Genomic DNA, 24,702 nt, shown 5'->3' with positions numbered 1-24,702 from the left:
CTGCGGGAGGCTGCGATTTTTGTTTTCTATCCGCGACGTTGTCCCCGAAAACCGGGACTTTCAAGGTGTTATAGGATTTTTGCTCTAAAATGACTGCCAGTAGTTCTTGAGTCATTAAAATGACTGTAGGGGCCGCTTTTGGCTCTAGTCGACCCTTGGCAAAGCTGCTACTCTCGGCGCGCTTTGTGACTTCTCGGCCTTGTAAAAAGCCAGACTCACCAATAAACAAACACCAATAATAATCGCATCAAATGCGGTGCTGAATTCGCGTTGCTGAGGAGTGGGCTTCCATGATCGAAGACTTTTGGAAGGATAAGTACCCCGCTGGAATTGCTGCCGACATCAATCCAGACGAGTACCCGAATATTCAGGCAGTGTTGAAGCAATCCTGCCAACGCTTCGCCGACAAACCGGCGTTCAGCAACCTGGGCAAGACCATCACCTACGGTGAACTGTACGAATTGTCCGGTGCGTTTGCCGCTTATCTGCAACAGCATACCGATTTGCAGCCCGGTGATCGAATCGCCGTGCAACTGCCCAACGTGTTGCAGTACCCGGTCGCCGTCTTCGGTGCCATTCGCGCCGGGCTGATCGTGGTCAACACCAACCCGCTGTACACCGCGCGGGAAATGGAACACCAATTCAACGACTCCGGTGCCAAGGCGCTGGTGTGCCTGGCGAACATGGCGCACCTGGCCGAAGCCGTGGTGCCGAAAACCGGCGTCAAACACGTCATCGTCACCGAAGTCGCCGACCTGCTGCCGCCGATCAAGCGCCTGCTGATCAACAGCGTCATCAAGTACGTGAAGAAAATGGTTCCGGCCTATCACCTGCCAAAAGCCGTCAAGTTCAACGACGTGCTGAGCAAGGGCCAGGGCCAGCCGGTCGCCGAAGCCAACCCGGACAGCGGCGACGTCGCGGTGCTGCAATACACCGGCGGCACCACCGGCGTGGCCAAGGGCGCGATGCTCACCCATCGCAACCTCGTCGCCAACATGCTGCAGTGCAAGGCGCTGATGGGCTCCAACCTCAATGAAGGTTGCGAGATCCTGATCACCCCGCTGCCGCTGTACCACATCTATGCGTTCACCTTTCATTGCATGGCGATGATGCTGATCGGCAACCACAACATCCTGATCAGCAACCCGCGCGACCTGCCGGCGATGGTCAAGGAACTGTCGAAGTGGAAGTTCAGTGGCTTCGTTGGCCTCAACACGCTGTTCGTGGCCCTGTGCAACAACGAAGGTTTCCGCAAGCTGGATTTCTCGGCGCTGAAAGTCACCCTTTCCGGCGGCATGGCCCTGCAACTGGCCGCGGCCGAGCGCTGGAAAGCGGTCACCGGTTGCCCGATCTGCGAAGGTTACGGCATGACCGAAACCAGCCCGGTGGCCACGGTCAACCCGATCCAGAACATCCAGATCGGCACCATCGGCATTCCGGTGCCGTCGACCCTGTGCAAAGTCATCGACGATGCCGGTGTCGAGCAACCGCTGGGCGAAATCGGCGAGCTGTGCGTCAAGGGCCCGCAAGTGATGAAGGGTTACTGGCAGCGTCAGGAAGCTACCGATGAAATGCTCGACAGCGAAGGCTGGCTGAAGACCGGTGACATCGCGCTGATCCAGCCGGACGGCTACATGCGCATCGTCGATCGCAAGAAAGACATGATTCTGGTGTCCGGTTTCAACGTGTATCCGAACGAACTCGAAGACGTGCTGGCGGCCCTGCCGGGCGTGTTGCAGTGCGCAGCCATCGGCGTTCCGGACGAGAAATCCGGCGAGGCGATCAAGATCTTCATCGTCGCCAAACCGGGTGTCACGCTGACCAAGGAACAGGTGATGGAGCACATGCGCGCCAATGTCACCGGCTACAAGGTGCCGCGTTCCGTTGAGTTCCGCGATGCGTTGCCGACCACCAACGTCGGCAAAATCCTGCGTCGCGAGTTGCGCGACGAAGAGCTGAAGAAGATCAAGGCGAAGAGCGCCGCATAAAACAGAAAGCCCCGCAGATGCGGGGCTTTTTGTTGGTGCAGAGCAGGGCCTGGATTATGCGGTGAACCTGCCCCTCACCCCAGCCCTCTCCCGAGGGAGAGGGAGCCGATCGGGAGGCTGTTCAAAACCCGAGTTCGGCTCGATATCTCAGGTCGACGTACCTTGTCCAATCACCTCGGTCGGTCCCCTCTCCCTCTGGGAGAGGGCTAGGGTGAGGGGGAGGGGCCCCCGAATCTTACTGGCGGAATGGCGCGAAGTTCACATTGGTGCCCGCCGGGCGCATGTCCTGCAGGTACGAGTCCTTGTCGGCGCTCAGTTCCAGGCTCAGGGCGGCCTTGCGCTTGCCTTCGTTGCGGATCACCAGGCCTTCGAGTTTCTCGCGCAGGAACACGGTCGGCACTTTCAGGTGCAGCAGTTCGTCGGTGGCCGGGGTGTGCATCAACAGGTGAATCCACTCGTACTGACCGATGGCCAGGCGCGACACCGGCAAGTCGAACCACCAGATGTTGCGGTTGCGGTTCAGTTCGGCGAAGTGGCAGTTGTTGGTGCCGAGCACGGCACCGCCCAGTTCCTGGTTGCGACGGGCGATGGCCTGCTTTTTATCGAGTTTCATAACATTCCTGCGGGATCGGTTCTGTGGCGCATGGCGCCCTTATGGTGGGCATTCTCGGGGGTACGCTCGCAAACATAAAGCCCAACCTGCACGCCGCGACGAAATGAAGCCGTGAAAATAAATGAAACTTGGCGCAAACCGGGCCAGTCAATCATTACGTACTGACTTTCCCCGTTAATGTTCCAAGGAGAATCACCATGGGTAGCACGAGCGATAAAGTGAAAGGCATGGCCAACGAAGCGGTCGGCAACGTCAAGCAAGGTGTCGGCAAAGCCACCGACAACACCAAACTGCAGGCCGAAGGTAAAGTGCAAGAGAAGAAAGGCGAGGCCCAGCAAGCGGTGGGCAAAGCCAAGGACGCGGTCAAGAAAGGCGTCGACAAGGCTTGATAGAGCCTTGAACGAAACAACGAAGCGGCCATCCAAGGATGGCCGTTTTCGTGTCCCGTTCATATGCGGTCACGGATCACAGTGTTTCAAAGTCGCCAAGTAAGCTACTTTGATGAGAGAAAAACGGCCCCTGAGTCGCCACGACTTCAACCTGTTTTGCGGCGAAAGGAGACGCGAATGATTTTTCCGGACATGAAAGGTCTGCCCCTGCACCGGGTGATGGTGCGCACGGTCACTGAATTTGTCGACGACGAGATGTCGACCTATGCCTCGGCACTGGCCTACCAGATGCTGTTCTCGCTGTTCCCGTTCATTCTGTTCCTGATTGCCCTGATCGGTTTCCTGCACCTGCCGGACTTCTTCTCCTGGTTGCGCCTGCAATCGGAGCTGGTGTTGCCGCCCCAGGCGCTGGAGCAGGTCAACCCGGTGATCGATCAACTGCAGCAATCCAAGGGCGGCCTGCTTTCGGTAGGTATCGTCATCGCCCTGTACACCGCGTCCGCCGGCGTGCGCCTGATGATGAGCGCGATGAACGCCGCCTACGACGTGGTCGAGGGCCGGCCCCTGTGGAAGCGCTTCCCGCTGTCGATCATCTACACCGTCGGCATCGCCGGCATGTTGCTGGTGGCTGCGGCGCTGATGGTGCTCGGCCCGCAGGTGATGGGCTGGATCGCCGCGCAGGTCGGGCTGGAAGAAGTCATCGTCACCCTGTGGACCATCGCCCGCTGGCCGGTGATCGTGATCCTGATGATGGTGGCCGTGGCGCTGATCTACTACGTAATGCCCGACGTCAAACAGGAGTTCCGCTTCATCACGCCGGGTTCGGTGCTGGCGGTGGTGGTGTGGATCATCGCGTCATTGGGTTTCGCGTTTTACGTCAAGACCTTCGCCAACTACAACGCCATGTATGGCAGCATCGGTGCGATCATCGTGCTGTTGCTGTATTTCTACATTTCCGCCGCCGTGTTGCTGCTCGGCGCGGAGATGAATGCGGTAATTGAACATATGTCCAGCGAGGGCAAGGATTCGGGCGAGAAAGTCCCCGGCGAACTCGATGAACATCCCAAACAACACGTTTCCGGCCTCGGGCGCGATCATTCGCTCAAGCCGAACACTGACGAAGCCTGACCATGATCCGTGGAATTCTGAAGATGGGCGACGAACGCCTGCTGCGCATCGCCCCGCCAGTGCCCGCCGAAATGCTCGACAGTCCGGAGTTGTGGCAACTGATCGACGACATGTTCCAGACCATGGAAAGCGTCGGCGGGGTTGGCCTGGCTGCACCGCAGATTGGCGTCGACCTGCAACTGGTGATCTTCGGTTTCGAGCACAGCGAGCGTTACCCGGACGCCGAAGCGGTGCCGCAGACGATCCTGATCAACCCGCTGATCACGCCGCTCAGTCCGTTGATGGAAGAGGGTTTTGAGGGTTGCCTGTCGGTGCCCGGCCTGCGGGGCGCGGTGGATCGTTATCAGCAGATCCGTTACGAAGGCGTCGACCCCAAGGGCGAGCCGATTGTGCGTGTGGCCTCGGGGTTCCATGCGCGGGTGGTGCAGCATGAATGCGATCACCTGATCGGGCGCCTGTACCCGTCGCGCATTACCGATTTCAGCAAGTTCGGTTTCACCGAAGTGATGTTTCCGGACCTCGATCCCAACGCCGATGACTGACTAGTCCGCGCGCGGTGCCAGCTCCATGGCAATCATCGGCTTGCTCCGCGCATAACGGCTCAAGCGCTCGGCCATGGCCTGGGGCAGGGCGGGGTCGAAGGTGAAGCCGCGCCGCTCGTAGAAACCGCGCAAGTCCGGGTGGCAGAACAACCACACCGGGGCCTCGACGTCCTTCACCGCTTCGGCAATCAACTGCGCAGCGATGCCTTGCTCTCGGCACGCCGGATCAACAAACAGCCCGGTCAGCCAATGCCCGCCGAACACCGGCCGCAAACACAACGCCGCCACGATTTCCTCTCGCCGCGCCACCCACAATTGCGCCTCGCGCACCGCTTTCATCGACGATTGATGCTGGCGGTAGAACTTGTTAATCAAGGGCCAGGACAGGTCGTCGAGCTGGCTGTAACGGATGTCGGTCATGAATCGGACTGCCGGTGCAAAAGCCGCGGATTATAAAACAACGTGCCCGCCGGGATAGGTGTATACCTGATCTCACATCCCCTCTGAGTGGAGTACGCATCATGTCCAAAGGTATGGATTCGAAGAAAGCCGCGAAGAAGAAACCGGCCAAGACCGCCATCGAGAAACGCCACGAAAAAAGGGCGAAGAAAGTCGACATCTTTGGCCACTGATCACGCCGTTCGGGAGCCCGGATTCGGGCTCCCGCTACCTCTTAAAAAATAATCTGCAAGAATCTCCGTTGTCGTTGCACAGAAGGAATGGACTCCTTTTCCGAGCAACGCCATGGCCCATTACTTTGACGATCAGCATCGTCAGCAAATCGAAACCCTGCGCCAGCGCTTCACCGCCCGCACCGAGTGGCCGACCTGGCTGCTGCTGATCGGCGTCTACGGCGGCTGGTTCGCGATTGTGCTGGGCAGCGAACGGCTCGGCGTCTGGTGGAGCACGCTGCTGCTGATTCCGCTGCTGGTACTGTGGCTGTCGGTGCAGCACGAATTGCTCCACGGTCATCCGACGCGCTGGACCTTCGTCAACAAAGTCCTCGGCTACGCGCCATTCGCGGTGTGGTATCCCTACACGCTCTATCGCGACAGCCATTTGCAGCACCATCGCGACGAAGACCTGACGATTCCCGGCGTCGATCCCGAAAGCCGTTACCTGAGTGCCGAACGCTGGCAGGGCAGTTCGCTGTTCGAACGCAGCCTGCACTGGCTGAACAAAACCGTATTGGGCCGATTCATTCTTGGCGCGCCGCTGGCGTTGCTGGCGCTGGCCGGTGAAGAATTGCAACGTCTGAAAAACGGCGAGCGCCAGGCCTGGCTGATGTGGCTGACCCACGGCGCCCTGACCGTGCTGATGCTGTTTTTCATCGCCCGCTACAGCGTGTTGCCGATCTGGCATTACCTGTTTTTGATCAGCGTGCCGGCGCTGTCGATCGCGATGATCCGCTCCTACTATGAACACCGGCCGCACACGCAACCGGAGCAGCGCACGGTACTCAACGAAGCCGGATGGCCGTGGCGCTGGCTGTTCCTGAACCTGAATTTCCATCTGGTGCACCACGATTTGCCGAAGCTGTCGTGGTACGACTTGCCCGAGGCCTACCGCATGCGCCGGGAGCAATGGGTGGCGCGCAGCGGCGGATTTCTGGTGCAAGGTTATGGGCAACTGTGGCGCCGGCACGGCATCAAACCGATCGACAGCCCGCAGCATCCGTTTATTTGAGGCGACCATGACGTCAGGTTACGCAGAGCTGTTGATGTACATCGCACCCGAGCCGATCCGCGCGGCGAACGAGCAGTGGCTGGTGCGGATCCTCGAACACCTCGGCCGTTCGCGGCTCGACGCCGATAGCCTGTCGCTGCTCGAACTCTGGCGTTCGCCTGAGTTGCTGCTGACCCAGACCTGCGGCTATCCGTTGATGACCGCGCTGCGTGGGCAGGTCAGGATTGTCGGCCGTCCGCGCTACGAATTGCCCGACGCCAGCGCCGGCAATCATTGCAGCCTGATCCTCGCCCGCGCCGATGATCCGCGTCGCAATCTGGCGGAGTTCTTCGACAGTCGCGGGGTGATCAACAGCGAAGATTCCAACAGCGGCATGAACCTGTTGCGCCAGCGCCTGGCCCCATTGCATCGGGATGGCCAGTTTTTCGCCTCGGTCGGCATCAGTGGCGGTCACCGCGAGAGCCTGCGCTGGTTGCGCGAAGACCGCGCCGATCTGGCGGCCATCGACAGCGTGACCTTTGCGTACCTGGCGCAGTACGCCGCCGAAGAGGTCAGCGGATTGCGGGTGGTGGCGCGCAGTGCGTTCAGCCCGACCTTGCCCTTCATTACTGCTGCCAGCACGACCGACGCGCAGATCGGGCATTTGCGCCGGGCCATGAACCGCAGCCTCCAAGACCTGCCGGACGTGGCCCGCATCCTCGGTTTGCCCGACGTCCTGCCCGCCAGCGAAAGCGATTACCTCGTCCTGCTGGATTACCAGCGCGAGGCCGAAGAGCTGGGTTATGGCCGCTTGCGTTAGCGGCTTCTTGTAATTCACTAATGGAATATAAAAATTCTTTTTAAGTATTTTTAACGCATAAGGCACCTTGCTAGGATCGCGCCACCGGACGACCGGACATTCAGCGACCCTTTATCAAGGAGCCCCCATGTCCAGCGCCGACTCATCCCATCGCAATCATGTGAACACGTTGTTTCGCGACCATTACTCGTGGTTGTGCACACGTCTGCGTCGGCAATCGAATGATGCGGCCAGCGCCGAAGACATCGCCGCTGAAACCTTCGCGCAACTGCTCGAAGCCCCCGGCCTGACCGCCATCCGCGAACCCCGCGCGTTGCTCACCACCATTGCTCAACGCCTGCTGTACGAGCGCTGGCGGCGGGGCGATCTGGAGCGTCGACATCTGCACCAGCTGCAACAGGGTGACCTCGATCACCCGCCGTCTCCCGAAGAACTCGCCGACCTGTCGCAAAGCCTCAAGCATCTGGACCGGACGCTCCGGCGCCTGCCGGGCAAGGTGCGCTCGACCTTTCTGCTGGCGCGCATCGACGGCCTGACGTACCCGCAAATCGCCGCCGAACTGGGTATCTCCCAACGTTCGGTGAGCCTGTACATGACCCGCTCCCAGGCCTTGTGCAACCGCCACAGCGCCAACCAAACCCTTATTTCCTCCCAGAACAAGAGGTCCGCATGAGATCGCTCAAAACCCTGCTCGGCAGTTCGCTGCTGGCCCTGACCCTGACCGCCGGCCACGCCGTGGCAGCGGAAAAAACCGCACCGATCCACTTCGGCGACATCACTTGGGAAAGCGGCAGCTTCATCACTGAAGTGCTGCGTGTGATTGTCGAGAAAGGCTACGGCTACCCGACCGACACGCTGCCGGGCAGCACCGTCAGCCTGGAAGCTGCGCTGGCGAAAAACGACATTCAGGTGATCGGCGAAGAGTGGGCCGGGCGCAGTCCGGCGTGGGTCAAGGCTGCCGCCGAGGGCAAAGTGTTCGGCCTCGGCGACACGGTAAAAGGCGCCACCGAAGGTTGGTGGGTGCCGGAATACGTGATCAAGGGTGACCCCGAGCGCGGGATCAAACCGCTGGCGCCAGAACTGAAATCGGTGGCCGACCTGCCGCGCTACAAGGATGTGTTCAAGGACCCGGAAGACCCGAGCCGTGGGCGTTTCCTCAACAGCCCGACCGGCTGGACCTCGGAAATCGTCAACAGCCAGAAGCTCAAGGCGTATGCGCTGAACGACAGCTTCGTCAACTTCCGCACCGGCTCCGGCGCGGCGCTGGATGCCGAGGTGGCGTCGTCGATCAAGCGCGGCAAACCGGTGCTGTTCTACTACTGGTCGCCGACGCCGCTGCTCGGTCGCTTCAAACTGGTGAAGCTGGAAGAGCCGCCGTTCGATGCCGAAGCCTGGAAAACCCTGGCCGATGCCAACAACCCCAATCCGAGAGGCACCCGCTCGATGCCGGCGAGCCTGGCGATTGGCGTTTCGGCGCCGTTCAAAGCGCAGTATCCGGAACTGGTGACGTTCTTTGAGAAAGTCGATTTGCCGATCGATCTGCTGAACCAGACCCTGGCCGGGATGAGCGAGAAGCGCCAGCAGCCACGCCAGGTCGCCGAAGCGTTTCTGCGCGATCAACCGCAAGTGTGGAAGCCTTGGGTGCCGGATGATGTGGCGAACAAGGTTAGTGGGAGTCTGTAGTTCTTTTCCGATATTGGTGTCGTTTCAAAAGTTGCCATTGCGAGTCGGTCGCAATGGCAATCAACGCCCACGCCGCTGAACCGTTTCTCGTCCGCTTCCTGTCCGAATTCCCTCATTACTGGCCGACTAGTGGCCTTGCGCAAGCATTCGCGCTGTCTATGCTCATTCATAACTAACTATGCCGAACGCCATCCAATGCGTTTCGACCGCTAGTGGTTACCGATCTCAAAGCTGCCAGAGTGCGCAATCCAAGGCACCGACACTTGACCGACAGGGAGCTGTTTTTTAAATGGAAGTTCTTCTGCATGTTAGGAATGGCCCGCCCGCGGGCTATCAAGAGAAGGATGTCTTGATTAGAGCGTCGTCGCATGGACTCTCCGATTAATCATCGTTTATCACCTGACAACTTCCTCCCGTGGAGGAAGGCGTGTGCCTGTTCTGTGGAACGTAGTGGTGGATTCTGAAAGACCTGAACTTTCATCAAATCAAAAGACCGCGCTCAAGGTGATCGAGACATGTTCAACCTACATCACAAGGCTGATCTGCAGGAAATCGAACGTTTCAGTTGTGCCCTGACCGAAGCCAACGCCAAGTTGGAGGCGATCAGCCGTTCGATGGCAATGATCGAATTCACCCCCGATGGCATCGTGCTGGATGCCAATGACAACTTCTGCAAGACCATGGGCTACAGCGCCGAAGAAGTGCGTGGCAAACATCACCGGATTTTTTGTGAAGAAGAATTTTATCGCAGCGAGGAATACGCCAAGTTGTGGCGTGACCTGGCCCGGGGCGAACCCATCAGCGGCACTTTCCTGCGCTTGAACAAAAGCGGCCGGGAGATCTGGCTCGAGGCCAGTTACATGCCGGTGTATGGCCCGGACAAACAGGTCCGCAGTGTGATCAAAGTGGCGTCGGACATAACGGCGCGCGTGAACAAGGAAAAGGAAGAAGAAAGCATGCTCGCTGCCATCGGCCGGTCGATGGCAGTGATCGAGTTCACTCCGGAAGGCAATGTGATCACGGCCAACGACAACTTCCTCAAGACCATGCAGTACTCGCTCAACGAAATCGTCGGCCATCACCACAGTCTTTTCTGTCACCGGGTCGAGGCCGAGTCCGCGCAGTACAAGGCGTTCTGGGCGTCGCTCAATCGCGGCGAATATCACTCGCACCGCTTCGAGCGCAAGAACAAGTCCGGGCAGACCGTTTACCTGGAAGCGTCGTACAACCCGCTGTTCGACGCCAAGGGCCGGCTGTACAAAGTGGTGAAGTTCGCCAGTGACATCACCCACCAGATGACCACCTTGCAGACTGCTGCGGAATCGGCCCACAGCACTTCGGTACAAAACGACGCCTGCGCGCAAAAAGGCTCACAGGTCGTGCAGCAAACGGTGCAGATCATTCAGGACATTTCCCGCGACCTCAACGAAGCGGCGCTGAGCATCGATGCGGTCAGCAAGCAGTCGGACATCATCGGCACCATCGTTCAGACCATTCGCGGGATCGCCGACCAGACCAACCTGCTGGCGCTCAACGCGGCCATCGAGGCGGCGCGGGCGGGCGAGCACGGGCGTGGTTTTGCGGTGGTGGCGGACGAGGTTCGCAGCCTCGCGGCGCGGACCAGCCAAGCGACCCTGGAGATCGTCGACGTGGTGCGCAAGAACCACGAGTTGTCATTGAGCGCAGTGTCGAGCATGCAGTCGAGCCTGAGCCGCACCGGGCTCGGGGTGGAACTGGCGAACGAGGCGGGCGACGCGATCCGGGAGATTCAGCAGGGCTCGCGGCATGTGGTGGATGCGATCAGTCAGTTCAACGAGACGTTGCAGTTGAACTGACGGTTTCACGGCTGAAAAAAGGATCCCCGTGGGGATCCTTTTTTATTGCACCGCTTTTCAGAGCGAAGCGAGGAACTTGTCAGCCGACTCGTCGCTGATCTTCGCCGAGTTGGCATCTTGCTTGTTCTGCTTCTCGGCTTCGGCCAGCTTCATCTTGTCCTGCAGTCGCTCGGCGATTTCTTTGCCGATGGCCAGTTGTTTCTCCGGCGGCATGGCTTTGATGTCGTCTTCGGTCAGACCCATTTCCTTGAGGATACTGTCGCGCAGACGCTGTTCCGGCGTTTTGCTCATGTAGTCCTTGAACTCGTCCAGGGCCGATGAGCCTGAGGATTTGCTCGGCGAAGTATCGGAGGTTTGCAGGGCGACACGGGTCTTGGCGAACGCTTCGTCGACGTTGTCGCTGATACGCGTGGCTTCGCTGACTTGCTGGGTCGCCAGTTGGGTGGCCGATTCCCGCACTTTGGCGGTGGCTTCGGCGGTTTGCGCCTGGGCCTGGTTTTGCAGGGTTTGCAGCATCGCGCCATGCAGACCGCCTTGCAGGCCGGCCGCGGCCGTGGCGGTTGCATCGTCATTCAGCGGCTTGGGCAGGTGAATGATTTGCTGTTGTTTTGCACTGACCAACATGATGAAAGGACCTGTAGGTAATGACTGTCAGCCCTAGGGAGCAATTACCATGCCTATCTAATAAGTTCTTTTATTTCAATGGCTTGTGGTTTTTGGTGAACCGGCAAAGCGGTCATCCCTTGCCGGAGGGCGGCAGAGGATGACCGTTGTCCGTCAGCGATGGGCGATGTTTTCCAGCGCCAGGTTACGGGTGCGAGGGCCGAAATAGCCGATGGTCAGCATCACGATCAACATGCTGGCGACGATGAACGCCAACACGCCCGGTGTGCCGAAGTGGTCGAGGAACAAACCGATCAACAGGCTGCTGAACACCGTCGACAAACGACTGAACGAATAGCAGAACCCCACCGCCCGGGCGCGGATGTTGGTGGGGAACAGTTCGCTCTGATAGGAGTGGTAACTGAAGCTCAGCCAGGCGTTGCAGAAGGTGATCATCACACCGCAGAAGATCAGGCCGAAGGCGCTGGTCTGCAGGGCGAACAAGGTGCCGAAGGTCATGGCGCCGAGGGCCGAGCCGACGATCTGCCATTTGTTCTCGAAGCGGTTGGCGAATTTGACGAACAGCAGCGGCCCGAGCGGGTAGGCGAGGGTGATGATGAACGCGTACATCAGGCTGTGAGTGACGCTGACACCCTGACCGGAGAGCAACGCCGGCAGCCAGTTGCCGAAGCCGAAGAAACCGATGGCCTGGAAGATGTGGAAGACGATCAGCATCAGCGCGCGACGCCGGTAAGGTGGCTGTCAGATATCGGCGAAACGGCCCTTGCCTTCGACGTCGACGGCTACCGCTTCCGGTGCATCCAGTGGCTGGTGGTGATCCTTTTCGCAGCGCGCCTCGATGCCGTCGAGAATCCGGTTCGCCTCATCGAAACGGCCATGCTGGGCCAGCCAGCGCGGCGACTCCGGCAGACGCTTGCGCAGCCACCAGATGAACAGCGCAAACACCGCGCTCGCCAGCACCACCCAACGCCAGCCGGACACCCCGAACGGCGCCTGCGGCACCAGCCACCAGGACATCAACGCCACTGCCGGTACCGACAGGAACTGCACGAAAAATGCGAAGGCAAACGCCGAACTACGCATGCGCTTGGGCACCAGTTCCGAGAGATAGGCGTCGATGGTCACCAGCTCGATGCCAAGGCCGATGCCCACCAGAAAACGCATGCAGATGATCCCCAGCGCCGAACTCTGCACGCCCATCAGCACCGTGGCCACGGTGTACCAGACCAGCGCGAAGGTGAAGATCGCCCGTCGCCCGAAACGATCCGCCATCGGGCTGAGCAGGCTGGCGCCGAGAAACAGGCCGAGGAACGTCGCCGAGGCAAACGCAGCCTGATCGGAGAAACCGAACACGCCCTGATTGCCGGTGGCGAAGATGCCGTCGTGGATCAGCCCGGGGCTGATGTAGGCGGTCTGGAACAGGTCGTAGAGTTCGAAGAAACCACCGATCGATAGCAGCGCCACCAGCCGCCAGATCGTGGCGACTGCCGGGAGGCGGTCGATGCGTGCAGAAATCTCGGCGGCGCGTATCGGGTCGATGCCGTCGCGTTGCGCGGCGGGGGCGTGTGCAGTCATGGGCAGATCCATTTTTTATTGATGGAAAAGCTTAGCCTGCTATCGGAAATCAATGATTGTTTATATCGGCGGTTGGCACGGGAAAACCGCCGATTTCTTGCAATATCCGCTTACCAATTAACGATTTATGTCGCGGGCTGTGGATCCGGCAATGCCGAGGCCGGAAGGCCGAACACCTTATCGAACAGCCAGTTGAACGCGAAGGTGTAGCAAGGGATGAACACGATCAGTGCCAGATCCAGCAGAAAGGCCTGCATCAGACTGATGTTCATCCACCACGCGATCAGCGGAATCAGAAACACGATCAGTGTCAGCTGGAAGCCGACGGCGTGGGCGATGCGCCGTTTTACCGTGCGGGTGCGCGACACCTGACGGCTTTCCCAGCGCTCGAACAGCGAGGTGTAGATGAAGTTCCAGGTCACGGCGATGGTGGTGATGATCACCGCCAGCGGGCCGGTGCTGCCGGGCGAGGTGCCGGACAACAGGGCCAGGCCCAGGGCCGAGAAGGTCATGCCGATCACTTCATAGAGCGACACATAGACCAGTTTGCGTTTGACGCCTTGCATGGGGAATTGCCTCTTTCTTGCGACTTGTGGCCAATGGGACTGGCGAAGGCGACGAAAGATAGCTTCAATATAGATGACAGAAAAAGTCAGTAGCTTTCAGTTTTATTGATAGGTGTGCGAAGTGAATTTCAACAGTGAAAGCATCGAGCTGTTTCTCGCCGTGATCGAACGCGGCTCGTTTTCCGCCGCTGCGAGGGCATTGGGCAGAGTCCCGTCGGCGGTGAGCATGGCCATCGGCAATCTGGAGGCGGAACTCGGTTACTCGCTGTTTGATCGCAGTCACCGCGAACCGCAACCCACGGCAATGGCGCTGTCGCTGGTGCCCCATGCTCGGTTGATCGCCGATCAGCTCAAGCAATTGCAGGTGCATGCGGTGCAGTTGTCGCTGGGGCTTGAGAGCAAATTGTCGATTGGCGTGGCGGCGGATATCGATCGCCGACGGTTGCTGACGGCGATCAAGGATCTCAGCGAGCGTCATCCGCTGCTCGACATCGAAGTGCTGACCGCGCCGCAGGACGATGTGCTGGCGATGCTTCACCGCGGCCGGGTCAGCGTGTGTCTGGCGTTCGCCGGGTTGAGCGTGAATGTGCTGGAGCGTTTTCAGTTTGTCGGCAGTGAGCGGATGATCGCCACGCTGGCGGCGGACAGTCCGTTGTTGCAGGGGCAGGATCTGTTTCTCGAGGATCTGGTGCATGTGCGGCAGATCGTCGTCGGCAGCCGCGACTTGCCGATCAGCGAAACCCGGCCGCTGGTGGCCGAGTCCCACTGGCGCACCGATAACCTGGAAACAGCGCTGGAAATGGTCGAGGCGGGATTGGGCTGGGGCAATTTTCCGCTGTCGGTGGTGCAGCCGTGGCTCGATAGCGGACGGCTGAAACGGTTGAACTTCCGCAATATCGAAAACGGCCTGGTGCTGCCGGTGCACGCGGTGTGGCTCAAGAGCCAGCCGTTGCAGAAGGGGGCGCTGGCGCTTGTTGAAATACTCGGTCGGTGATCGTTCCCACGCTCTGCGTGGGCACGATCAACAGGTTATTGCCGTGCGGGGTCAGGTGCTCTCGCGAATCTTCAGCTCGAACCCCATGTCTTCGACCGGCCGCGCCACGCTATTGCCGGCCATCAGCGTCAGCATCTGCTCCGCCGCACGTTTGCCGATCGCTTCGCGGGGCGTGTTGATGCTGCTCAGGCGCGGCACCATGTGTTCCGACATCGGCAGGTCGTTGAAGCCGAGGATCGCCACTTGCTCGGGGATCCTGATCCCGTTGCGCAGCGCTTCGAGCAGGGCGCCCTGAGCCAGGTCGTCGTTACCGAAGAAGATCGCATCGACATCCGGATGCGCCGCCAGCAGTTGCAGGAACAACTCGCCGCCCAGGCCCACGGACGATGAACGCGGGGTCAGCACTTCCAGATCCGGGTCGTAGCGACCGGCCTTCTGTAGCGCTTTGCGAAAGCCTTCGCCACGCAGCAGGGTGCGCTGATCGAGCTGCGCGCCGATGTACGCCAGACGCTTGCGGCCACGGGACAGCAAATGTTCGGCAGCCGTTTCCCCGGCGCTGAGCTGGGAGAAACCGACGCAGTTCACCCCGGCCGCGCTGTCCAGCTCCATCATGTACACGCAGGGAATGTTGCTGGCCTCGATCATCCGCCGCGAGCTTTCAGTGCGGTCGAAGCCGGTGAGCAGCAAACCGCGTGGCTGATAGGCCATGTAGTTGCGCAGCAGGTTTTCTTCTTCATCGCGGGAATAGTGGAAGTTGCCGATCAGCACCTCGAAACCTTTGGGCGTCAGTACCCGATGAATGGCTTCCAGGGTGTCGATGAACAACAGGTTGGACAGCGAAGGCACCAGAACCACCACCGAATGGCTCTGGGCCGAGGCCAGAGCGCGGGCGGCGGGGTTGACCACATAGTTGAGTGCCAGCGCGGCTTTCTGGACTTTCTCCACCAGTTCGGTGGCAACCGTGCTGACCCCACGCAGGGCGCGCGAGGCGGTAATCGGGCTGACGCCGGCCAGACGGGCGACTTCATTGAGGGTGGGACGGCCGGTGGTGCGGGTGTTTTTATCGTTTTTAGGGGTGGTCATCGGGCGGCTTGCCAAACAAAAATCAAGGCACTAAGGTAGCGCTGTCCTTATGCAGCTGCAAATGCGTAAGCGAGGTCCTGCCTGATCCTCGCTTTTTGGCGTACCGACAAAACCTGCTGCAACCCAAAAAAACGACAAGAAGGCGTCGGCAACTTCTGCCTGTGCACTAGAGTCATAGCTAGCAAAGGTAGCGCTGTCTGCGCGCTGAGGTGTTACATGAATCATCCCATCACCGCCCTGGTCATCATGGGCGTTGCCGGTTGCGGCAAGACGTGCGTCAGCGAGGCCCTGTGCCAATTGAGCGGCGCCACTGCCATTGAAGGCGATACTTTCCATCCGGCCGCGAACATCGAAAAGATGAGCGCGGGGATCCCCCTGAATGACGAAGACCGTGCCGGCTGGCTCGACAGCCTGTGCGATGAACTGCGTCGCGTCGATGCCCTGGGCGAACGCCCGGTGCTGACTTGCTCGGCCCTCAAACACAGTTATCGCGAAGTGCTGCGCAGCGCCTTGCCGGGCCTGGGTTTCGTGTTCCTCGAATTGACGCCTGAAGTCGCCGCCGAACGTGTGTCCCACCGTCCGGGCCACTTCATGCCGGCCACCTTGATCGAAAGCCAGTTCGCCACCCTCGAATCGCCCAAGGGCGAGCCGTTGACCCTGGCCCTGAATGCTTCGATCCACAGCGTTGAAGAGCTCGCATCGCAAGCCCACGTCTGGTGGCAGGCCCATGGCCTGAAACAGGCGGTATGAGTGTGATTGCGAAGATAGCGCTGTCCTTTCGACTTCTGATTAACCCGCTTTAATAACAACAACAAACCAGGAGACACCCCCAATGTTTGGCATGTCCCATGACGCCTATCTGCTGCTCGATGCAGTAGTCACGGTGATCGGGCTTATCGTCCTGATCACCAAGTTCAAGCTCCATCCCTTCATTGCCCTGACCATCGCCGCCGCGTTCCTCGGCCTGACGTCCGGCATGCCGATCGGCACCATCATCAAGGCGTTCCAGGACGGCTTCGGTGGCGTGCTCGGTTTCGTCGGCATCATCCTTGCGCTGGGTACGATGCTCGGCAAGATGATGGCCGAATCCGGCGGTGCCGATCAGATCGCCCAGACCCTGATCCGCGCCTTCGGCAAGGACAAGGTCCAGTGGGCGATGATGTTCGCTGCCTTCCTGGTGGGCATTCCGCTGTTCTTCGAAATCGGCTTCGTGCTGCTGATTCCGCTGGTGTTCATCGTGGCTCGCCGCACCGGTGTGTCGATCATCAAGATCGGTATCCCGCTGCTCGCCGGCCTGTCCGCCGTGCACGGCCTGGTGCCGCCGCACCCGGGCCCGCTGCTGGCCATCGGCGTGTTCGGTGCCGACATCGGCAAGACCATTCTGTACGGTCTGATCGTCGCGCTGCCGACCGCCATCATTGCCGGTCCGATCTTCGGTACGTTCATCGCCAAGCACATTCCCGGTACGCCAAATCAGGAACTGGTCGATCAACTGGCCCGTGAGTCGGACTCGCAGGATCTGCCAAGCTTCGGCATCACCCTGGTCACCGTGCTGCTGCCGGTGTTCCTGATGCTGCTGAAAACCTTCGCCGACGTGGCGCTGCCGGACGGTCATTTCTTCCGCACCTGGATGGACATGATCGGTCACCCGATCTCGGCACTGTTGCTGGCATTGCTGCTGTCGCTGTACACCTTCGGCTACAAGCAGGGCATCGGTTCTCAGCAGATGCTCAAATGGCTCGACGCGAGCCTGGCGCCAACTGCCGCGATCATCCTGATCATCGGTGCCGGCGGCGGCTTCAAGCAGATGCTGGTGACCAGCGGTGTGGGCGACGTGATCGGCCACATGGCGGTCAGCGCGCAGATCTCGCCGATCCTGCTGGCGTGGCTGGTGGCAGCGGTGATCCGCATCGCGACCGGTTCGGCCACCGTGGCGACCATCACGGGAGCGGGCATTGTGGTGCCGGTGGTGGGGATGATTCCGGGCGTGAACCGTGAGTTGCTGGTGCTGGCCACCGGTGCTGGCTCGCTGATCCTGTCCCACGTCAACGATGCCGGTTTCTGGCTGGTGAAGCAGTACTTCAACATGACCGTGGCCGAGACCTTCAAGACCTGGACGGCGATGGAAACCATCCTGTCGGTGGTGGGTTTGGGCTTTATTCTGTTGCTGTCGCTGTTCGTTTAACCTCGAACGCCAGACACAAAAAAAACCGCAGCGATGCGGTTTTTTTGTGCCTGGATCGTTCCCACGCAGAGCGTGGGAACGATCATCACCTCAGGATTTGGTCACGAGGCCATCCGCGCGGAACATCCCGCGAATCCCGCGTACTGCCTGGCGAATCCGGTCCTGGTTTTCGATCAGCGCAAAGCGCACGTGATCGTCGCCGTACTCACCAAAGCCGACACCCGGCGAGACGCAGACCTTGGCCTCGGCCAGCAGCTTCTTGGCGAATTCCAGCGAGCCGAGGTGCGCGTAGGCTTCGGGAATCTTCGCCCAGACGTACATCGAAGCTTTCGGGTTCTCGACCATCCAGCCCAGTTCATGCAGGCCTTTGACCAGTACGTTGCGGCGCTGGCGATATTGCTCGGCGATGTCGCGTACGCACTGCTGATCACCTTCCAGCGCAGCAATCGCGGCCACCTGCAGCGGGGTGAACGTGCCGTAGTCGTGGTAGCTCTTGATCCGCGCCAAAGCGCTGACCAGTTCCGGGTTGCCGACCATGAAGCCGATGCGCCAGCCCGCCATGTTGTAGCTCTTGGACAGGGTGAAGAACTCCACCGCGATGTCCTTGGCACCCGGCACCTGCATGATCGACGGGGCTTTCCAGCCGTCGTAGACGATGTCGGCGTAAGCCAGGTCGTGCACCACCAGCACGTCGTACTGTTTGGCGAGAGCAATCACCCGCTCGAAGAAATCGAGTTCCACGCACTGCGCGGTCGGGTTGGACGGGAAGCCGAGGATCATCATCTTCGGTTTCGGGATCGAGCCGCGAATCGCCCGTTCCAGCTCGGCGAAGAAGTCCACGCCCGGCACCAGCGGCACCGATCGCACCTGGGCGCCGGCAATCACGGCACCGTAGATGTGAATCGGGTAGCTCGGGTTAGGCACCAGTACCGTGTCGCCCTGATCCAGGGTCGCCAGCATCAAGTGCGCCAGGCCTTCCTTGGAACCGATGGTGACGATGGCTTCGCTTTCCGGGTCGATCTCGACCTCGTAGCGTTCCTTGTACCAGTTGGAAATCGCCCGGCGCAGGCGCGGAATGCCCTTGGACGTGGAGTAACCGTGGGTGTCTTCGCGTTGTGCAACCTGCACCAGTTTTTCAACGATGTGCGGCGGCGTGGCGCCGTCGGGGTTGCCCATGCTCAAGTCGATGATGTCTTCGCCACGACGTCGGGCGGCCATCTTCAGCTCGGCGGTGATGTTGAAAACGTAAGGGGGGAGTCGATCTATGCGCGCAAAGCGGCGCGGCGAACCTTGTTCAGCCATTGTTGCCTCGGATAACGTAAGCGCCCGGAACCGTCCGAGCGACGCTGGTCACTGTGGTGACCTGTGGCGGACGATAAGGTCAGCGATGGCATACTGTCCAGAGCCTTTGTAAACAAATTTTTCTCAAGGAAAACCGGTTGATGGAATTTGCCAGCGGCTTCTTGCTGAGCCTTTCGCTGTGCCTGGATATTGGCGTGGCCAACATCGCGATGATCACCCTGGCGATGCAGCGCGGCTATTTTCAAGGCTTCGCGCTGGGCCTCGGCACCTGCGTCGGCGACCTGATCTACGCGGTGCTGGCGCTGGCCGGAATGACCGTTCTGCTGCAATACGAAACCGTGCGCTGGGTGCTGTGGATCGGCGGTTCAGCGCTGTTGATCTACTTCGCGGCGAAGATGATCTATTCGGCGATACACCACGAGGCGCAACTGGCGGCGATCGCCGAGGTCGGCCAGAACTCCCATCGCAAGGAATTCTTCCGTGGGATCTTTCTCGCCATGTCGTCACCCAGCGCCATCCTCTGGTTCGCGGCAGTGGGCGGCACGTTGATCGCCCGTTCCGGCGGCGGCGGTCCTTTGAGCTCGGCGCTGTTCCTCGGCGGCTTCCTGTGCGCCGGGCTGTTGTGGTCGGCAGGCCTGTGCTTCGCCGCGAGCCATGGCGGCAAGTTGCTGGGCGACAAACTCCTGCGCTATTCCTACATGGCATCTGCAGCGATCTTCTGCTATTTCGCGGTCTACGTGATCGTATCCGGTTATAACGAGTTCGTCGGTTCCGGCGCCGCCGAGGCCCTGCATACGCTGTAAATGTGCGAATCGGGTTTGGCTTCTATACTCCCAGCCGAACCCACTTTTTTCGTTCAAGGAGTCGAGTCATGGATGAGCAAAAACGCGTCGAAGTGGCTGAACCTCGCTTCGAACATGGACACTTCCTGCTGATTGCAGGATTTCGCGATCGCTTCACTCAAGAGACCGTTCAGGACATCCCTGCGCTGTGGGAAAAACTGATCCCGCACATCGGAAATATTCCGGGGCAGAAGGGTGAAGTGACCTACGGTGTCTGCAGCAATTTCGACGGCAACGGCGGTTTCGATTACATGGCCGGGGTCGAAATCCGCAAGCTGGACGACTTCCCGCAGGAAAAGTATCCGTGGATCGAAGTCCTGCCGCGTCAGTACGCGGTGTTCGAACACAAGGGTTCGCTGGATCAGTTGCCGCAGACCATTGACTACATCTACAACACCTGGCTGCCGAATTCCGAATACAAAGGGCTCAACGCCCCGGAGCTGGAACGCTACAGCGCCGATTTCAACCCGAAGCTCAATACCGGCAAGCTGGAAATCTGCGTCCCGGTGGAAAAGAAAACCTGATCGGCAACCGGCAGCGCGAACCCGCTTCGCGCTGCCGGTCGATCTTTACTTGCCCTTGATCCGTCGTGCCCGCAACAGGTCGATGCCCAGGGTAATGAAGCCGAAGAAGCTGATGCCCAACACCATCAACAAACCGATCTCAACGCTGCTCATAAACGGTTCCCCCCTCGGGTGATCAGAGAAAGGCGTCAGAAATAGACCGTCCCGAATCCGAAGAAAAGCGCTTATACGCAGGCTTTACGCCCCCTGCGCGGATCGATATGAACACCTTATTCCTTTATCCTTGGCGACCTTGTTTCCACTGATTTCGAGCCGCCATGAACACCGTCATCCGCCACGTCACCGCCGCCGACCTGGACCGCTGCTACGCCATCGAAACACTCGCCTATGAGGGCGACGAAGCCGCGACCCGCGAGAAGATCGCCACGCGCATCGCCACCTGGCCGGACGGTTTCATCGTCGCCGAGGTGGACGGGCAGGTGGCAGGGTTCATCAACTCCGGCGCGGCGTTTGATGTGCAGATGTCCGATGAGGCGTTCAAGGAACTGATCGGCCACGACCCGGCCGGGCCGAACGTGGTGATCATGTCGGTGGTGGTGCACCCGGACTATCAGGGCCTGGGTCTGGCCAAGCGTCTGCTGGGCGAATTCATCGATCGCATGCGCGAGCAGGGCAAGGCGACGATTCACCTGATGTGCAAGGAGCGGCACATCCCGCTGTACGCCGGGTTCGGTTTTGCCTACATCAAACCGTCCGAATCCGACCACGGCGGGATGGCGTGGCACGAGATGATCCTGACGCTCTGAAGAAGAACCCCTGACCTGATCGTTCCCACGCTCTGCGTGGGAAGGCAGCCTTCGACGCTCTGCGTCATGACGGTGCCAGGCGTTGCATCAGCGGTGCGGCAGGAACGCGGAGCGTCCCGGTATGCGTTCCCACGCAGAGCGTGGGAACGAGGGTGGGCGGTGTCAGTAGAGGGTGTCCCGCACCCGCGTCGGGGCCTCGCGATCATAAGCCTCGGCATCAAACTGCCCATCATTCAGCCGCTTGTGAAACGCGCCCGCCGTCGGCAGCGCCGAGCGCGGCAAGTGGGTTTCTGGATTCCACGCATCCGAACGCACGAACGCTTTCGAGCAATGAAAGAACGCCGCCTCAACCGTCACCAGCAACACCGTGCGCGCCGGTTTGCCGTTCACCGCGAAGCTTTCCAGCAATTCGGGATCAGCGCTGATGGTCGCCGTGCCATTGACCCGCAACGTTTCGCCAATCCCCGGAATGATGAACAGCAGCGACACCCGCGGATCGTGCAGCACGTTGCGCAAGGTATCGATGCGGTTGTTGCCGGGGCGATCCGGCAGGGCCAGGGTGCGCTCGTCGATGATCCGCACAAACCCCGGCGCGTCGCCGCGCGGAGAACCGTCGATGCCGTCGGCACCCACCGAGCTGACAATCACCAGCGGCGAGACCCGGACCATCGCCTGATAGTCCTCGTTGAGAAAACCGATCTGCTTGCGCACCGCCCGTTCGTGGGGCAAGCCGTAGATGGCTTCCAGCGCTTCGATTGAATCGATCATCGTTGCTCCCCCGACAATTAGAAGAACAGCCCCATCCGCCGCTCGTAACCGATGCGCCCCTTGTACGCTTCGCCGCTGTCGACAAAGCCGTACTTGGCGTACAGCGCAATCGCGGTGTCATTGTCGGCGTCCACCGACAGTTCCAGCCCTTTGATCTCCGGCCAGGCCTGGCGCGCAACTTCCGGCAACGCCAGCAGGCAGGCCTTGCCATAACCCTTGCCCTGGGCGCGGTGATCGACCTGCAACGCATGCAGGGTGGCGCTGTGTTCATCGGCCCAGTCCGGCAGAACCGGCGGGCGCTTGAGCAGCAGGAACGCCACTGGCTCATCTTCTGCCAGCAGGGCAAAACCCTTCACGCCAGGACCGGGTTTCGACAGCAGCGTATGCAGGGCGCCGTGGATATCGCCGGAGAACTTGATCTGCTCGGCGTGGATTTCAATCGCTTCGACTTGCTGACGCTGCAAGGCGTTAAGGCTCTCGTACGGTACGAGTTTGGCTGACACGGGAATTTCCTTTTTCCTACAAAGATGAGCCTCGGATTCTAGCGATTTTGTCTTCTCCGGAATTTTTTTGTTTCAACTGTCGATCCGGCAAATCGCCGAACGACTAAGGGTGTCTTCACAACAAAAACCAGGGAGAAACCCCATGAGTACGCAAGCGCAGATTCAAAGCCTGATCGACACCTACCGCGAGGCGGTGATGACCAAGGACGTGGAAAAAGTCATGGCCCTGTACGCCGACGACATCGTCTCCTTCGATGCGATCAAGGCCCTGCAATTCAAGGGCAAACCGGCCTACCGCGCGCACTGGGTGGATTGCATGGAAATGTGCCCCGGCCCGCACATTTTCGAATTCCACGAAATCGCCATCGAGACCGCCGACAACATCGCCTTCGCCCACTGGGTCGCCAACTGCGGCGGGACCAATGAAAAGGGCGAAACCCAGAGTTGCTGGATGCGCGTCACCGCGTGCTACCGGCAGGTGGGCGGGGCGTGGAAGATCGCCCACGAACACTGGTCAGCACCGTTCGACCCGATGAGCGGCGCGACCCTGTTCGATGTGAAACCCTGATCTTCAGCCATAGTTGATCCGTCCGATTCAGGAGAACGCCATGAAGTATTTATGCCTGGTCTACAGCGATGAGCGCCTGCTGCATTCGTCGCCCGACAGCCCGGAAGATGCCGAGTGCTGGGCCTACGCCGAGTCGATCCAGGGCAGCGGCCGGATGGTCGCCGCCGAAGCGCTGGAGTCGGTGCAGACCGCCACCACGGTGCGCATGCGCAACGGCAAGCTGTCGATCACCGACGGCCCGTTCGCCGAGACCAAGGAGCAGTTGGCCGGTTTCTACCTGATCGACGCACGGGATCTCAACGAAGCGATTCAGGTCGCCGGCAACATTCCGGCGGCCCGGGTCGGCAGTGTCGAAGTGCGTCCCGTGCGCCAGTTGAATGTCTGAGGTCGCGGCCCGGGTCGAGCAGGTCTATCGCGAAGACTCGCGGCGGATCCTCGCGACCCTGATCCGCCTGCTCGGCGATTTCGACCTCGCCGAAGAAGCCTTGCACGAGGCGTTCTTCGTCGCGGTCGAACGCTGGCAGCGCGACGGCGTGCCGGACAATCCGCGAACCTGGCTGGTGTCCACCGGGCGCTTCAAGGCGATCGACGTGTTGCGTCGGCGGGCGCGGTTCAAGGCCTCGCAGCCGTTATTGCTGGCGCAACTGGAAGAACTGGAACAGTCCGAATGGGACGCCGAAGACGTGGAAGACGACCGCCTGCGCCTGATCTTCACCTGCTGCCACCCGGCGCTGGCGGCGGACGCGCAAGTGCCGCTTACCCTGCGTGAAGTCTGCGACCTCACCACTGAAGAAATCGCCCGGGCATTCCTCTCGGCCCCGGCGGCGATTGCCCAGCGCATCGTGCGCGCCAAGGCGAAGATCCGCGATGCGAAAATCCCTTATCAAGTGCCGAGTCTGAGCGAACTGCCCGAGCGCCTCGACAGTGTGTTGCGGGTGATTTATCTGGTGTTCAACGAAGGCTATTCAGCATCCGGCGGCGCCCAGGTGACACGCGAAGACCTGACCCGCGAGGCGATTCGTCTCGGGCGATTGCTGCTGGAGTTGTTGCCGGATCCAGAGGTCATGGGGTTGCTGGCGTTGATGCTGCTGCATGAATCGCGGCGCTCGGCGCGCTCTTCGCCTGATGGTGAACTGATTCTGCTGGATGATCAGGATCGCGGATTGTGGAATGCCGAGTTGATTGCCGAAGGCTGCGATCTGGTGGAAAAAGCGCTGACCACGGGGCGCTTCGGGCCGTACTGCCTGCAGGCAGCGATTGCGGCGGTGCATGCCGAAGCGCCGACGGCAGGGGAGACGGACTGGGAGCAGATCGTCGGGCTGTATGACGTGTTGCTGCGGGCGGTACCGTCGCCGGTGATCGAGTTGAACCGGGCGGTGGCGGTGGCCAAGCGGGACGGGGCGCTGGCGGGGTTGACCCTGGTTGAAGGGATTCTGGACCGTGGGGAATTGCAGGATTACCACTTGGCGCATTCGGCGCGGGCGGAGTTTTGTCGGCAGTTGGGGCGGGTTGAGGAGGCGCGGGTGGCCTATTCACGGGCACTGGAGTTGACGCGGCAGGAGCCGGAGCGGCGGTTTATCGAGGGGCGGCTTTCGGCTTTGGATCGCTTGCCCTCACCCTAGCCCTCTCCCGGAGGGAGAGGGGACCGATCCGGGGATATTGGGGATATACGCCGACCTGAACGGTTCGCTGTGAATCC

Annotated in this window: 26 protein-coding genes and 1 pseudogene; 18 read left to right on the top strand and 9 right to left on the bottom strand. The window is 60.3% G+C overall.

Annotated elements, in window-relative coordinates; translation table 11 throughout:
* Positions 1-290: 290 nt before the first annotated feature.
* The gene (gene fadD1 / locus GQX66_RS06030) at positions 291-1,988 is read left to right on the top strand and encodes a long-chain-fatty-acid--CoA ligase FadD1 (RefSeq protein WP_064598913.1); all 1,698 of its coding nucleotides are present in this window, start codon (positions 291-293) and stop codon (positions 1,986-1,988) included.
* A 235-nt stretch (positions 1,989-2,223) separates the two neighbouring features.
* On the opposite strand, the gene GQX66_RS06025 is transcribed toward fadD1, so the two are convergent.
* Positions 2,224-2,601: a hypothetical protein gene (locus GQX66_RS06025; protein WP_007951149.1), complete on the bottom strand. Its 378-nt coding sequence runs from the start codon at positions 2,599-2,601 to the stop codon at positions 2,224-2,226.
* Positions 2,602-2,798: 197 nt separating this feature from the next.
* Here GQX66_RS06025 and GQX66_RS06020 point away from each other — a divergent pair, with 197 nt between their 5' ends.
* From GQX66_RS06020 to def, 3 genes are all read left to right on the top strand, one after another.
* Positions 2,799-2,990 (top strand): CsbD family protein, encoded by a 192-nt coding sequence (locus tag GQX66_RS06020; protein ID WP_064598911.1) that lies wholly within the window; start codon positions 2,799-2,801, stop codon positions 2,988-2,990.
* Between the two features lie 177 nt (positions 2,991-3,167).
* Positions 3,168-4,118, top strand: a complete 951-nt coding sequence (locus GQX66_RS06015) for a YihY/virulence factor BrkB family protein (protein WP_039766115.1) — start codon at positions 3,168-3,170, stop codon at positions 4,116-4,118.
* Between the two features lie 2 nt (positions 4,119-4,120).
* The gene (gene def, locus GQX66_RS06010; RefSeq protein ID WP_240867501.1) at positions 4,121-4,660 is read left to right on the top strand and encodes a peptide deformylase; all 540 of its coding nucleotides are present in this window, start codon (positions 4,121-4,123) and stop codon (positions 4,658-4,660) included.
* Here def and GQX66_RS06005 read toward each other — a convergent pair whose 3' ends face one another.
* Positions 4,661-5,080, bottom strand: a complete 420-nt coding sequence (locus GQX66_RS06005; RefSeq protein ID WP_240867499.1) for a GNAT family N-acetyltransferase — start codon at positions 5,078-5,080, stop codon at positions 4,661-4,663. It lies immediately after the preceding gene.
* A 324-nt stretch (positions 5,081-5,404) separates the two neighbouring features.
* Between GQX66_RS06005 and GQX66_RS06000 the strand changes: the two genes are divergently transcribed.
* The 5 genes from GQX66_RS06000 (at position 5,405) to GQX66_RS05980 (ending at position 10,663) form a co-directional block, all read left to right on the top strand.
* A complete protein-coding gene (locus tag GQX66_RS06000; protein WP_240867496.1) occupies positions 5,405-6,346 on the top strand; it encodes a fatty acid desaturase in 942 nt (313 codons plus the stop codon).
* Between the two features lie 7 nt (positions 6,347-6,353).
* On the top strand, positions 6,354-7,145 hold the full coding sequence (locus GQX66_RS05995; protein WP_240867494.1) for a PhnD/SsuA/transferrin family substrate-binding protein: 792 nt from the start codon (positions 6,354-6,356) through the stop codon (positions 7,143-7,145).
* Between the two features lie 127 nt (positions 7,146-7,272).
* Positions 7,273-7,818, top strand: coding sequence for a sigma-70 family RNA polymerase sigma factor (locus GQX66_RS05990; RefSeq protein ID WP_240867491.1), 546 nt, complete (start codon positions 7,273-7,275; stop codon positions 7,816-7,818).
* Complete coding sequence (locus GQX66_RS05985; protein WP_240867489.1) at positions 7,815-8,828, top strand: ABC transporter substrate-binding protein; 1,014 nt, start codon at positions 7,815-7,817, stop codon at positions 8,826-8,828. The genes GQX66_RS05990 and GQX66_RS05985 overlap by 4 nt, the downstream gene beginning before the upstream one ends.
* 515 nt (positions 8,829-9,343) lie before the next feature.
* On the top strand, positions 9,344-10,663 hold the full coding sequence (locus GQX66_RS05980) for a PAS domain-containing methyl-accepting chemotaxis protein (protein WP_085745169.1): 1,320 nt from the start codon (positions 9,344-9,346) through the stop codon (positions 10,661-10,663).
* A 57-nt stretch (positions 10,664-10,720) separates the two neighbouring features.
* Here GQX66_RS05980 and GQX66_RS05975 read toward each other — a convergent pair whose 3' ends face one another.
* From GQX66_RS05975 to GQX66_RS05965, 3 genes and pseudogenes are all read right to left on the bottom strand, one after another.
* Complete coding sequence (locus GQX66_RS05975) at positions 10,721-11,287, bottom strand: hypothetical protein (protein ID WP_085745168.1); 567 nt, start codon at positions 11,285-11,287, stop codon at positions 10,721-10,723.
* A 153-nt stretch (positions 11,288-11,440) separates the two neighbouring features.
* Positions 11,441-12,862 (bottom strand): annotated as a pseudogene (locus tag GQX66_RS05970) (MFS transporter).
* Between the two features lie 125 nt (positions 12,863-12,987).
* Positions 12,988-13,428 carry a PACE efflux transporter gene (locus tag GQX66_RS05965; RefSeq protein WP_085745166.1) on the bottom strand — a complete coding sequence of 147 codons (441 nt, stop codon included), beginning with the start codon at positions 13,426-13,428 and terminating at the stop codon, positions 12,988-12,990.
* Positions 13,429-13,549: 121 nt separating this feature from the next.
* Here GQX66_RS05965 and GQX66_RS05960 point away from each other — a divergent pair, with 121 nt between their 5' ends.
* Positions 13,550-14,422 (top strand): LysR family transcriptional regulator, encoded by an 873-nt coding sequence (locus tag GQX66_RS05960; RefSeq protein WP_085745165.1) that lies wholly within the window; start codon positions 13,550-13,552, stop codon positions 14,420-14,422.
* Between the two features lie 51 nt (positions 14,423-14,473).
* Here the strand turns inward: GQX66_RS05960 and GQX66_RS05955 are convergent, their stop codons facing one another.
* Entirely contained in the window at positions 14,474-15,505 is a 1,032-nt protein-coding gene (locus tag GQX66_RS05955) for a LacI family DNA-binding transcriptional regulator (protein ID WP_240867486.1), read from the bottom strand.
* Between the two features lie 216 nt (positions 15,506-15,721).
* On the opposite strand from GQX66_RS05955, the gene GQX66_RS05950 reads away from it, so the two are divergent.
* Together GQX66_RS05950 and GQX66_RS05945 are read left to right on the top strand one after the other, a co-directional pair.
* Positions 15,722-16,255, top strand: a complete 534-nt coding sequence (locus GQX66_RS05950; protein WP_064598881.1) for a gluconokinase — start codon at positions 15,722-15,724, stop codon at positions 16,253-16,255.
* A gap of 82 nt (positions 16,256-16,337) precedes the next feature.
* Positions 16,338-17,690 (top strand): GntP family permease, encoded by a 1,353-nt coding sequence (locus GQX66_RS05945; RefSeq protein ID WP_102717287.1) that lies wholly within the window; start codon positions 16,338-16,340, stop codon positions 17,688-17,690.
* 90 nt (positions 17,691-17,780) lie between these two features.
* Here GQX66_RS05945 and alaC read toward each other — a convergent pair whose 3' ends face one another.
* Positions 17,781-18,992 carry an alanine transaminase gene (alaC, locus tag GQX66_RS05940; RefSeq protein WP_085606535.1) on the bottom strand — a complete coding sequence of 404 codons (1,212 nt, stop codon included), beginning with the start codon at positions 18,990-18,992 and terminating at the stop codon, positions 17,781-17,783.
* Between the two features lie 140 nt (positions 18,993-19,132).
* Here alaC and GQX66_RS05935 point away from each other — a divergent pair, with 140 nt between their 5' ends.
* The 3 genes from GQX66_RS05935 to GQX66_RS05925 all read left to right on the top strand — a co-directional run bounded on the left by GQX66_RS05935 (position 19,133) and on the right by GQX66_RS05925 (position 21,164).
* Complete coding sequence (locus GQX66_RS05935; RefSeq protein ID WP_240867483.1) at positions 19,133-19,795, top strand: LysE family translocator; 663 nt, start codon at positions 19,133-19,135, stop codon at positions 19,793-19,795.
* 68 nt (positions 19,796-19,863) lie between these two features.
* The gene (locus tag GQX66_RS05930; protein ID WP_085745162.1) at positions 19,864-20,358 is read left to right on the top strand and encodes a GyrI-like domain-containing protein; all 495 of its coding nucleotides are present in this window, start codon (positions 19,864-19,866) and stop codon (positions 20,356-20,358) included.
* 317 nt (positions 20,359-20,675) lie between these two features.
* Positions 20,676-21,164 (top strand): GNAT family N-acetyltransferase, encoded by a 489-nt coding sequence (locus GQX66_RS05925; RefSeq protein WP_011335577.1) that lies wholly within the window; start codon positions 20,676-20,678, stop codon positions 21,162-21,164.
* Between the two features lie 162 nt (positions 21,165-21,326).
* Here the strand turns inward: GQX66_RS05925 and GQX66_RS05920 are convergent, their stop codons facing one another.
* Together GQX66_RS05920 and GQX66_RS05915 are read right to left on the bottom strand one after the other, a co-directional pair.
* The gene (locus GQX66_RS05920; RefSeq protein WP_102687284.1) at positions 21,327-21,932 is read right to left on the bottom strand and encodes a pyridoxamine 5'-phosphate oxidase family protein; all 606 of its coding nucleotides are present in this window, start codon (positions 21,930-21,932) and stop codon (positions 21,327-21,329) included.
* A 17-nt stretch (positions 21,933-21,949) separates the two neighbouring features.
* A complete protein-coding gene (locus tag GQX66_RS05915) occupies positions 21,950-22,435 on the bottom strand; it encodes a GNAT family N-acetyltransferase (protein WP_240867480.1) in 486 nt (161 codons plus the stop codon).
* A 142-nt stretch (positions 22,436-22,577) separates the two neighbouring features.
* Here GQX66_RS05915 and GQX66_RS05910 point away from each other — a divergent pair, with 142 nt between their 5' ends.
* The 3 genes from GQX66_RS05910 to GQX66_RS05900 are packed head-to-tail and all read left to right on the top strand — an operon-like array spanning position 22,578 to position 24,625.
* Positions 22,578-23,003 (top strand): nuclear transport factor 2 family protein, encoded by a 426-nt coding sequence (locus GQX66_RS05910; protein WP_085606525.1) that lies wholly within the window; start codon positions 22,578-22,580, stop codon positions 23,001-23,003.
* Positions 23,004-23,043: 40 nt separating this feature from the next.
* On the top strand, positions 23,044-23,388 hold the full coding sequence (locus tag GQX66_RS05905; RefSeq protein WP_007951101.1) for a YciI family protein: 345 nt from the start codon (positions 23,044-23,046) through the stop codon (positions 23,386-23,388).
* Positions 23,381-24,625, top strand: coding sequence for an RNA polymerase sigma factor (locus GQX66_RS05900; RefSeq protein WP_085745159.1), 1,245 nt, complete (start codon positions 23,381-23,383; stop codon positions 24,623-24,625). Before GQX66_RS05905 ends, GQX66_RS05900 begins: the two co-directional genes overlap by 8 nt.
* Positions 24,626-24,702: the final 77 nt, after the last annotated feature.

Origin of the sequence: Pseudomonas sp. B707 (assembly GCF_022496685.1) — a bacterium.
Taxonomy (GTDB): Bacteria; Pseudomonadota; Gammaproteobacteria; order Pseudomonadales; family Pseudomonadaceae; genus Aquipseudomonas; species Aquipseudomonas paraglycinae.
The sequence above is the reverse complement of the archived record's forward strand: the minus strand, read 5'-3'. Positions and strand labels throughout refer to the sequence as shown.

What these genes read in the sequence shown, in the direction of transcription:
- fadD1 (WP_064598913.1), top strand. Translation starts at nt 291, where the DNA reads ATGATCGAAGACTTTTGGAAGGATAAGTACCCCGCTGGAATTGCTGCC.
- GQX66_RS06015 (WP_039766115.1), top strand. Translation starts at nt 3,168, where the DNA reads ATGATTTTTCCGGACATGAAAGGTCTGCCCCTGCACCGGGTGATGGTG.
- GQX66_RS05965 (WP_085745166.1), bottom strand. Translation starts at nt 13,428, where the DNA reads ATGCAAGGCGTCAAACGCAAACTGGTCTATGTGTCGCTCTATGAAGTG.
- def (WP_240867501.1), top strand. Translation starts at nt 4,121, where the DNA reads ATGATCCGTGGAATTCTGAAGATGGGCGACGAACGCCTGCTGCGCATC.
- GQX66_RS05955 (WP_240867486.1), bottom strand. Translation starts at nt 15,505, where the DNA reads ATGACCACCCCTAAAAACGATAAAAACACCCGCACCACCGGCCGTCCC.
- GQX66_RS05925 (WP_011335577.1), top strand. Translation starts at nt 20,676, where the DNA reads ATGAACACCGTCATCCGCCACGTCACCGCCGCCGACCTGGACCGCTGC.
- GQX66_RS06000 (WP_240867496.1), top strand. Translation starts at nt 5,405, where the DNA reads ATGGCCCATTACTTTGACGATCAGCATCGTCAGCAAATCGAAACCCTG.
- GQX66_RS05980 (WP_085745169.1), top strand. Translation starts at nt 9,344, where the DNA reads ATGTTCAACCTACATCACAAGGCTGATCTGCAGGAAATCGAACGTTTC.
- GQX66_RS06005 (WP_240867499.1), bottom strand. Translation starts at nt 5,080, where the DNA reads ATGACCGACATCCGTTACAGCCAGCTCGACGACCTGTCCTGGCCCTTG.
- GQX66_RS05935 (WP_240867483.1), top strand. Translation starts at nt 19,133, where the DNA reads ATGGAATTTGCCAGCGGCTTCTTGCTGAGCCTTTCGCTGTGCCTGGAT.
- GQX66_RS06020 (WP_064598911.1), top strand. Translation starts at nt 2,799, where the DNA reads ATGGGTAGCACGAGCGATAAAGTGAAAGGCATGGCCAACGAAGCGGTC.
- GQX66_RS05910 (WP_085606525.1), top strand. Translation starts at nt 22,578, where the DNA reads ATGAGTACGCAAGCGCAGATTCAAAGCCTGATCGACACCTACCGCGAG.
- GQX66_RS05945 (WP_102717287.1), top strand. Translation starts at nt 16,338, where the DNA reads ATGTTTGGCATGTCCCATGACGCCTATCTGCTGCTCGATGCAGTAGTC.
- GQX66_RS05900 (WP_085745159.1), top strand. Translation starts at nt 23,381, where the DNA reads ATGTCTGAGGTCGCGGCCCGGGTCGAGCAGGTCTATCGCGAAGACTCG.
- GQX66_RS05975 (WP_085745168.1), bottom strand. Translation starts at nt 11,287, where the DNA reads ATGTTGGTCAGTGCAAAACAACAGCAAATCATTCACCTGCCCAAGCCG.
- GQX66_RS05920 (WP_102687284.1), bottom strand. Translation starts at nt 21,932, where the DNA reads ATGATCGATTCAATCGAAGCGCTGGAAGCCATCTACGGCTTGCCCCAC.
- alaC (WP_085606535.1), bottom strand. Translation starts at nt 18,992, where the DNA reads ATGGCTGAACAAGGTTCGCCGCGCCGCTTTGCGCGCATAGATCGACTC.
- GQX66_RS05905 (WP_007951101.1), top strand. Translation starts at nt 23,044, where the DNA reads ATGAAGTATTTATGCCTGGTCTACAGCGATGAGCGCCTGCTGCATTCG.
- GQX66_RS05995 (WP_240867494.1), top strand. Translation starts at nt 6,354, where the DNA reads ATGACGTCAGGTTACGCAGAGCTGTTGATGTACATCGCACCCGAGCCG.
- GQX66_RS05930 (WP_085745162.1), top strand. Translation starts at nt 19,864, where the DNA reads ATGGATGAGCAAAAACGCGTCGAAGTGGCTGAACCTCGCTTCGAACAT.
- GQX66_RS05985 (WP_240867489.1), top strand. Translation starts at nt 7,815, where the DNA reads ATGAGATCGCTCAAAACCCTGCTCGGCAGTTCGCTGCTGGCCCTGACC.
- GQX66_RS05950 (WP_064598881.1), top strand. Translation starts at nt 15,722, where the DNA reads ATGAATCATCCCATCACCGCCCTGGTCATCATGGGCGTTGCCGGTTGC.
- GQX66_RS05990 (WP_240867491.1), top strand. Translation starts at nt 7,273, where the DNA reads ATGTCCAGCGCCGACTCATCCCATCGCAATCATGTGAACACGTTGTTT.
- GQX66_RS06025 (WP_007951149.1), bottom strand. Translation starts at nt 2,601, where the DNA reads ATGAAACTCGATAAAAAGCAGGCCATCGCCCGTCGCAACCAGGAACTG.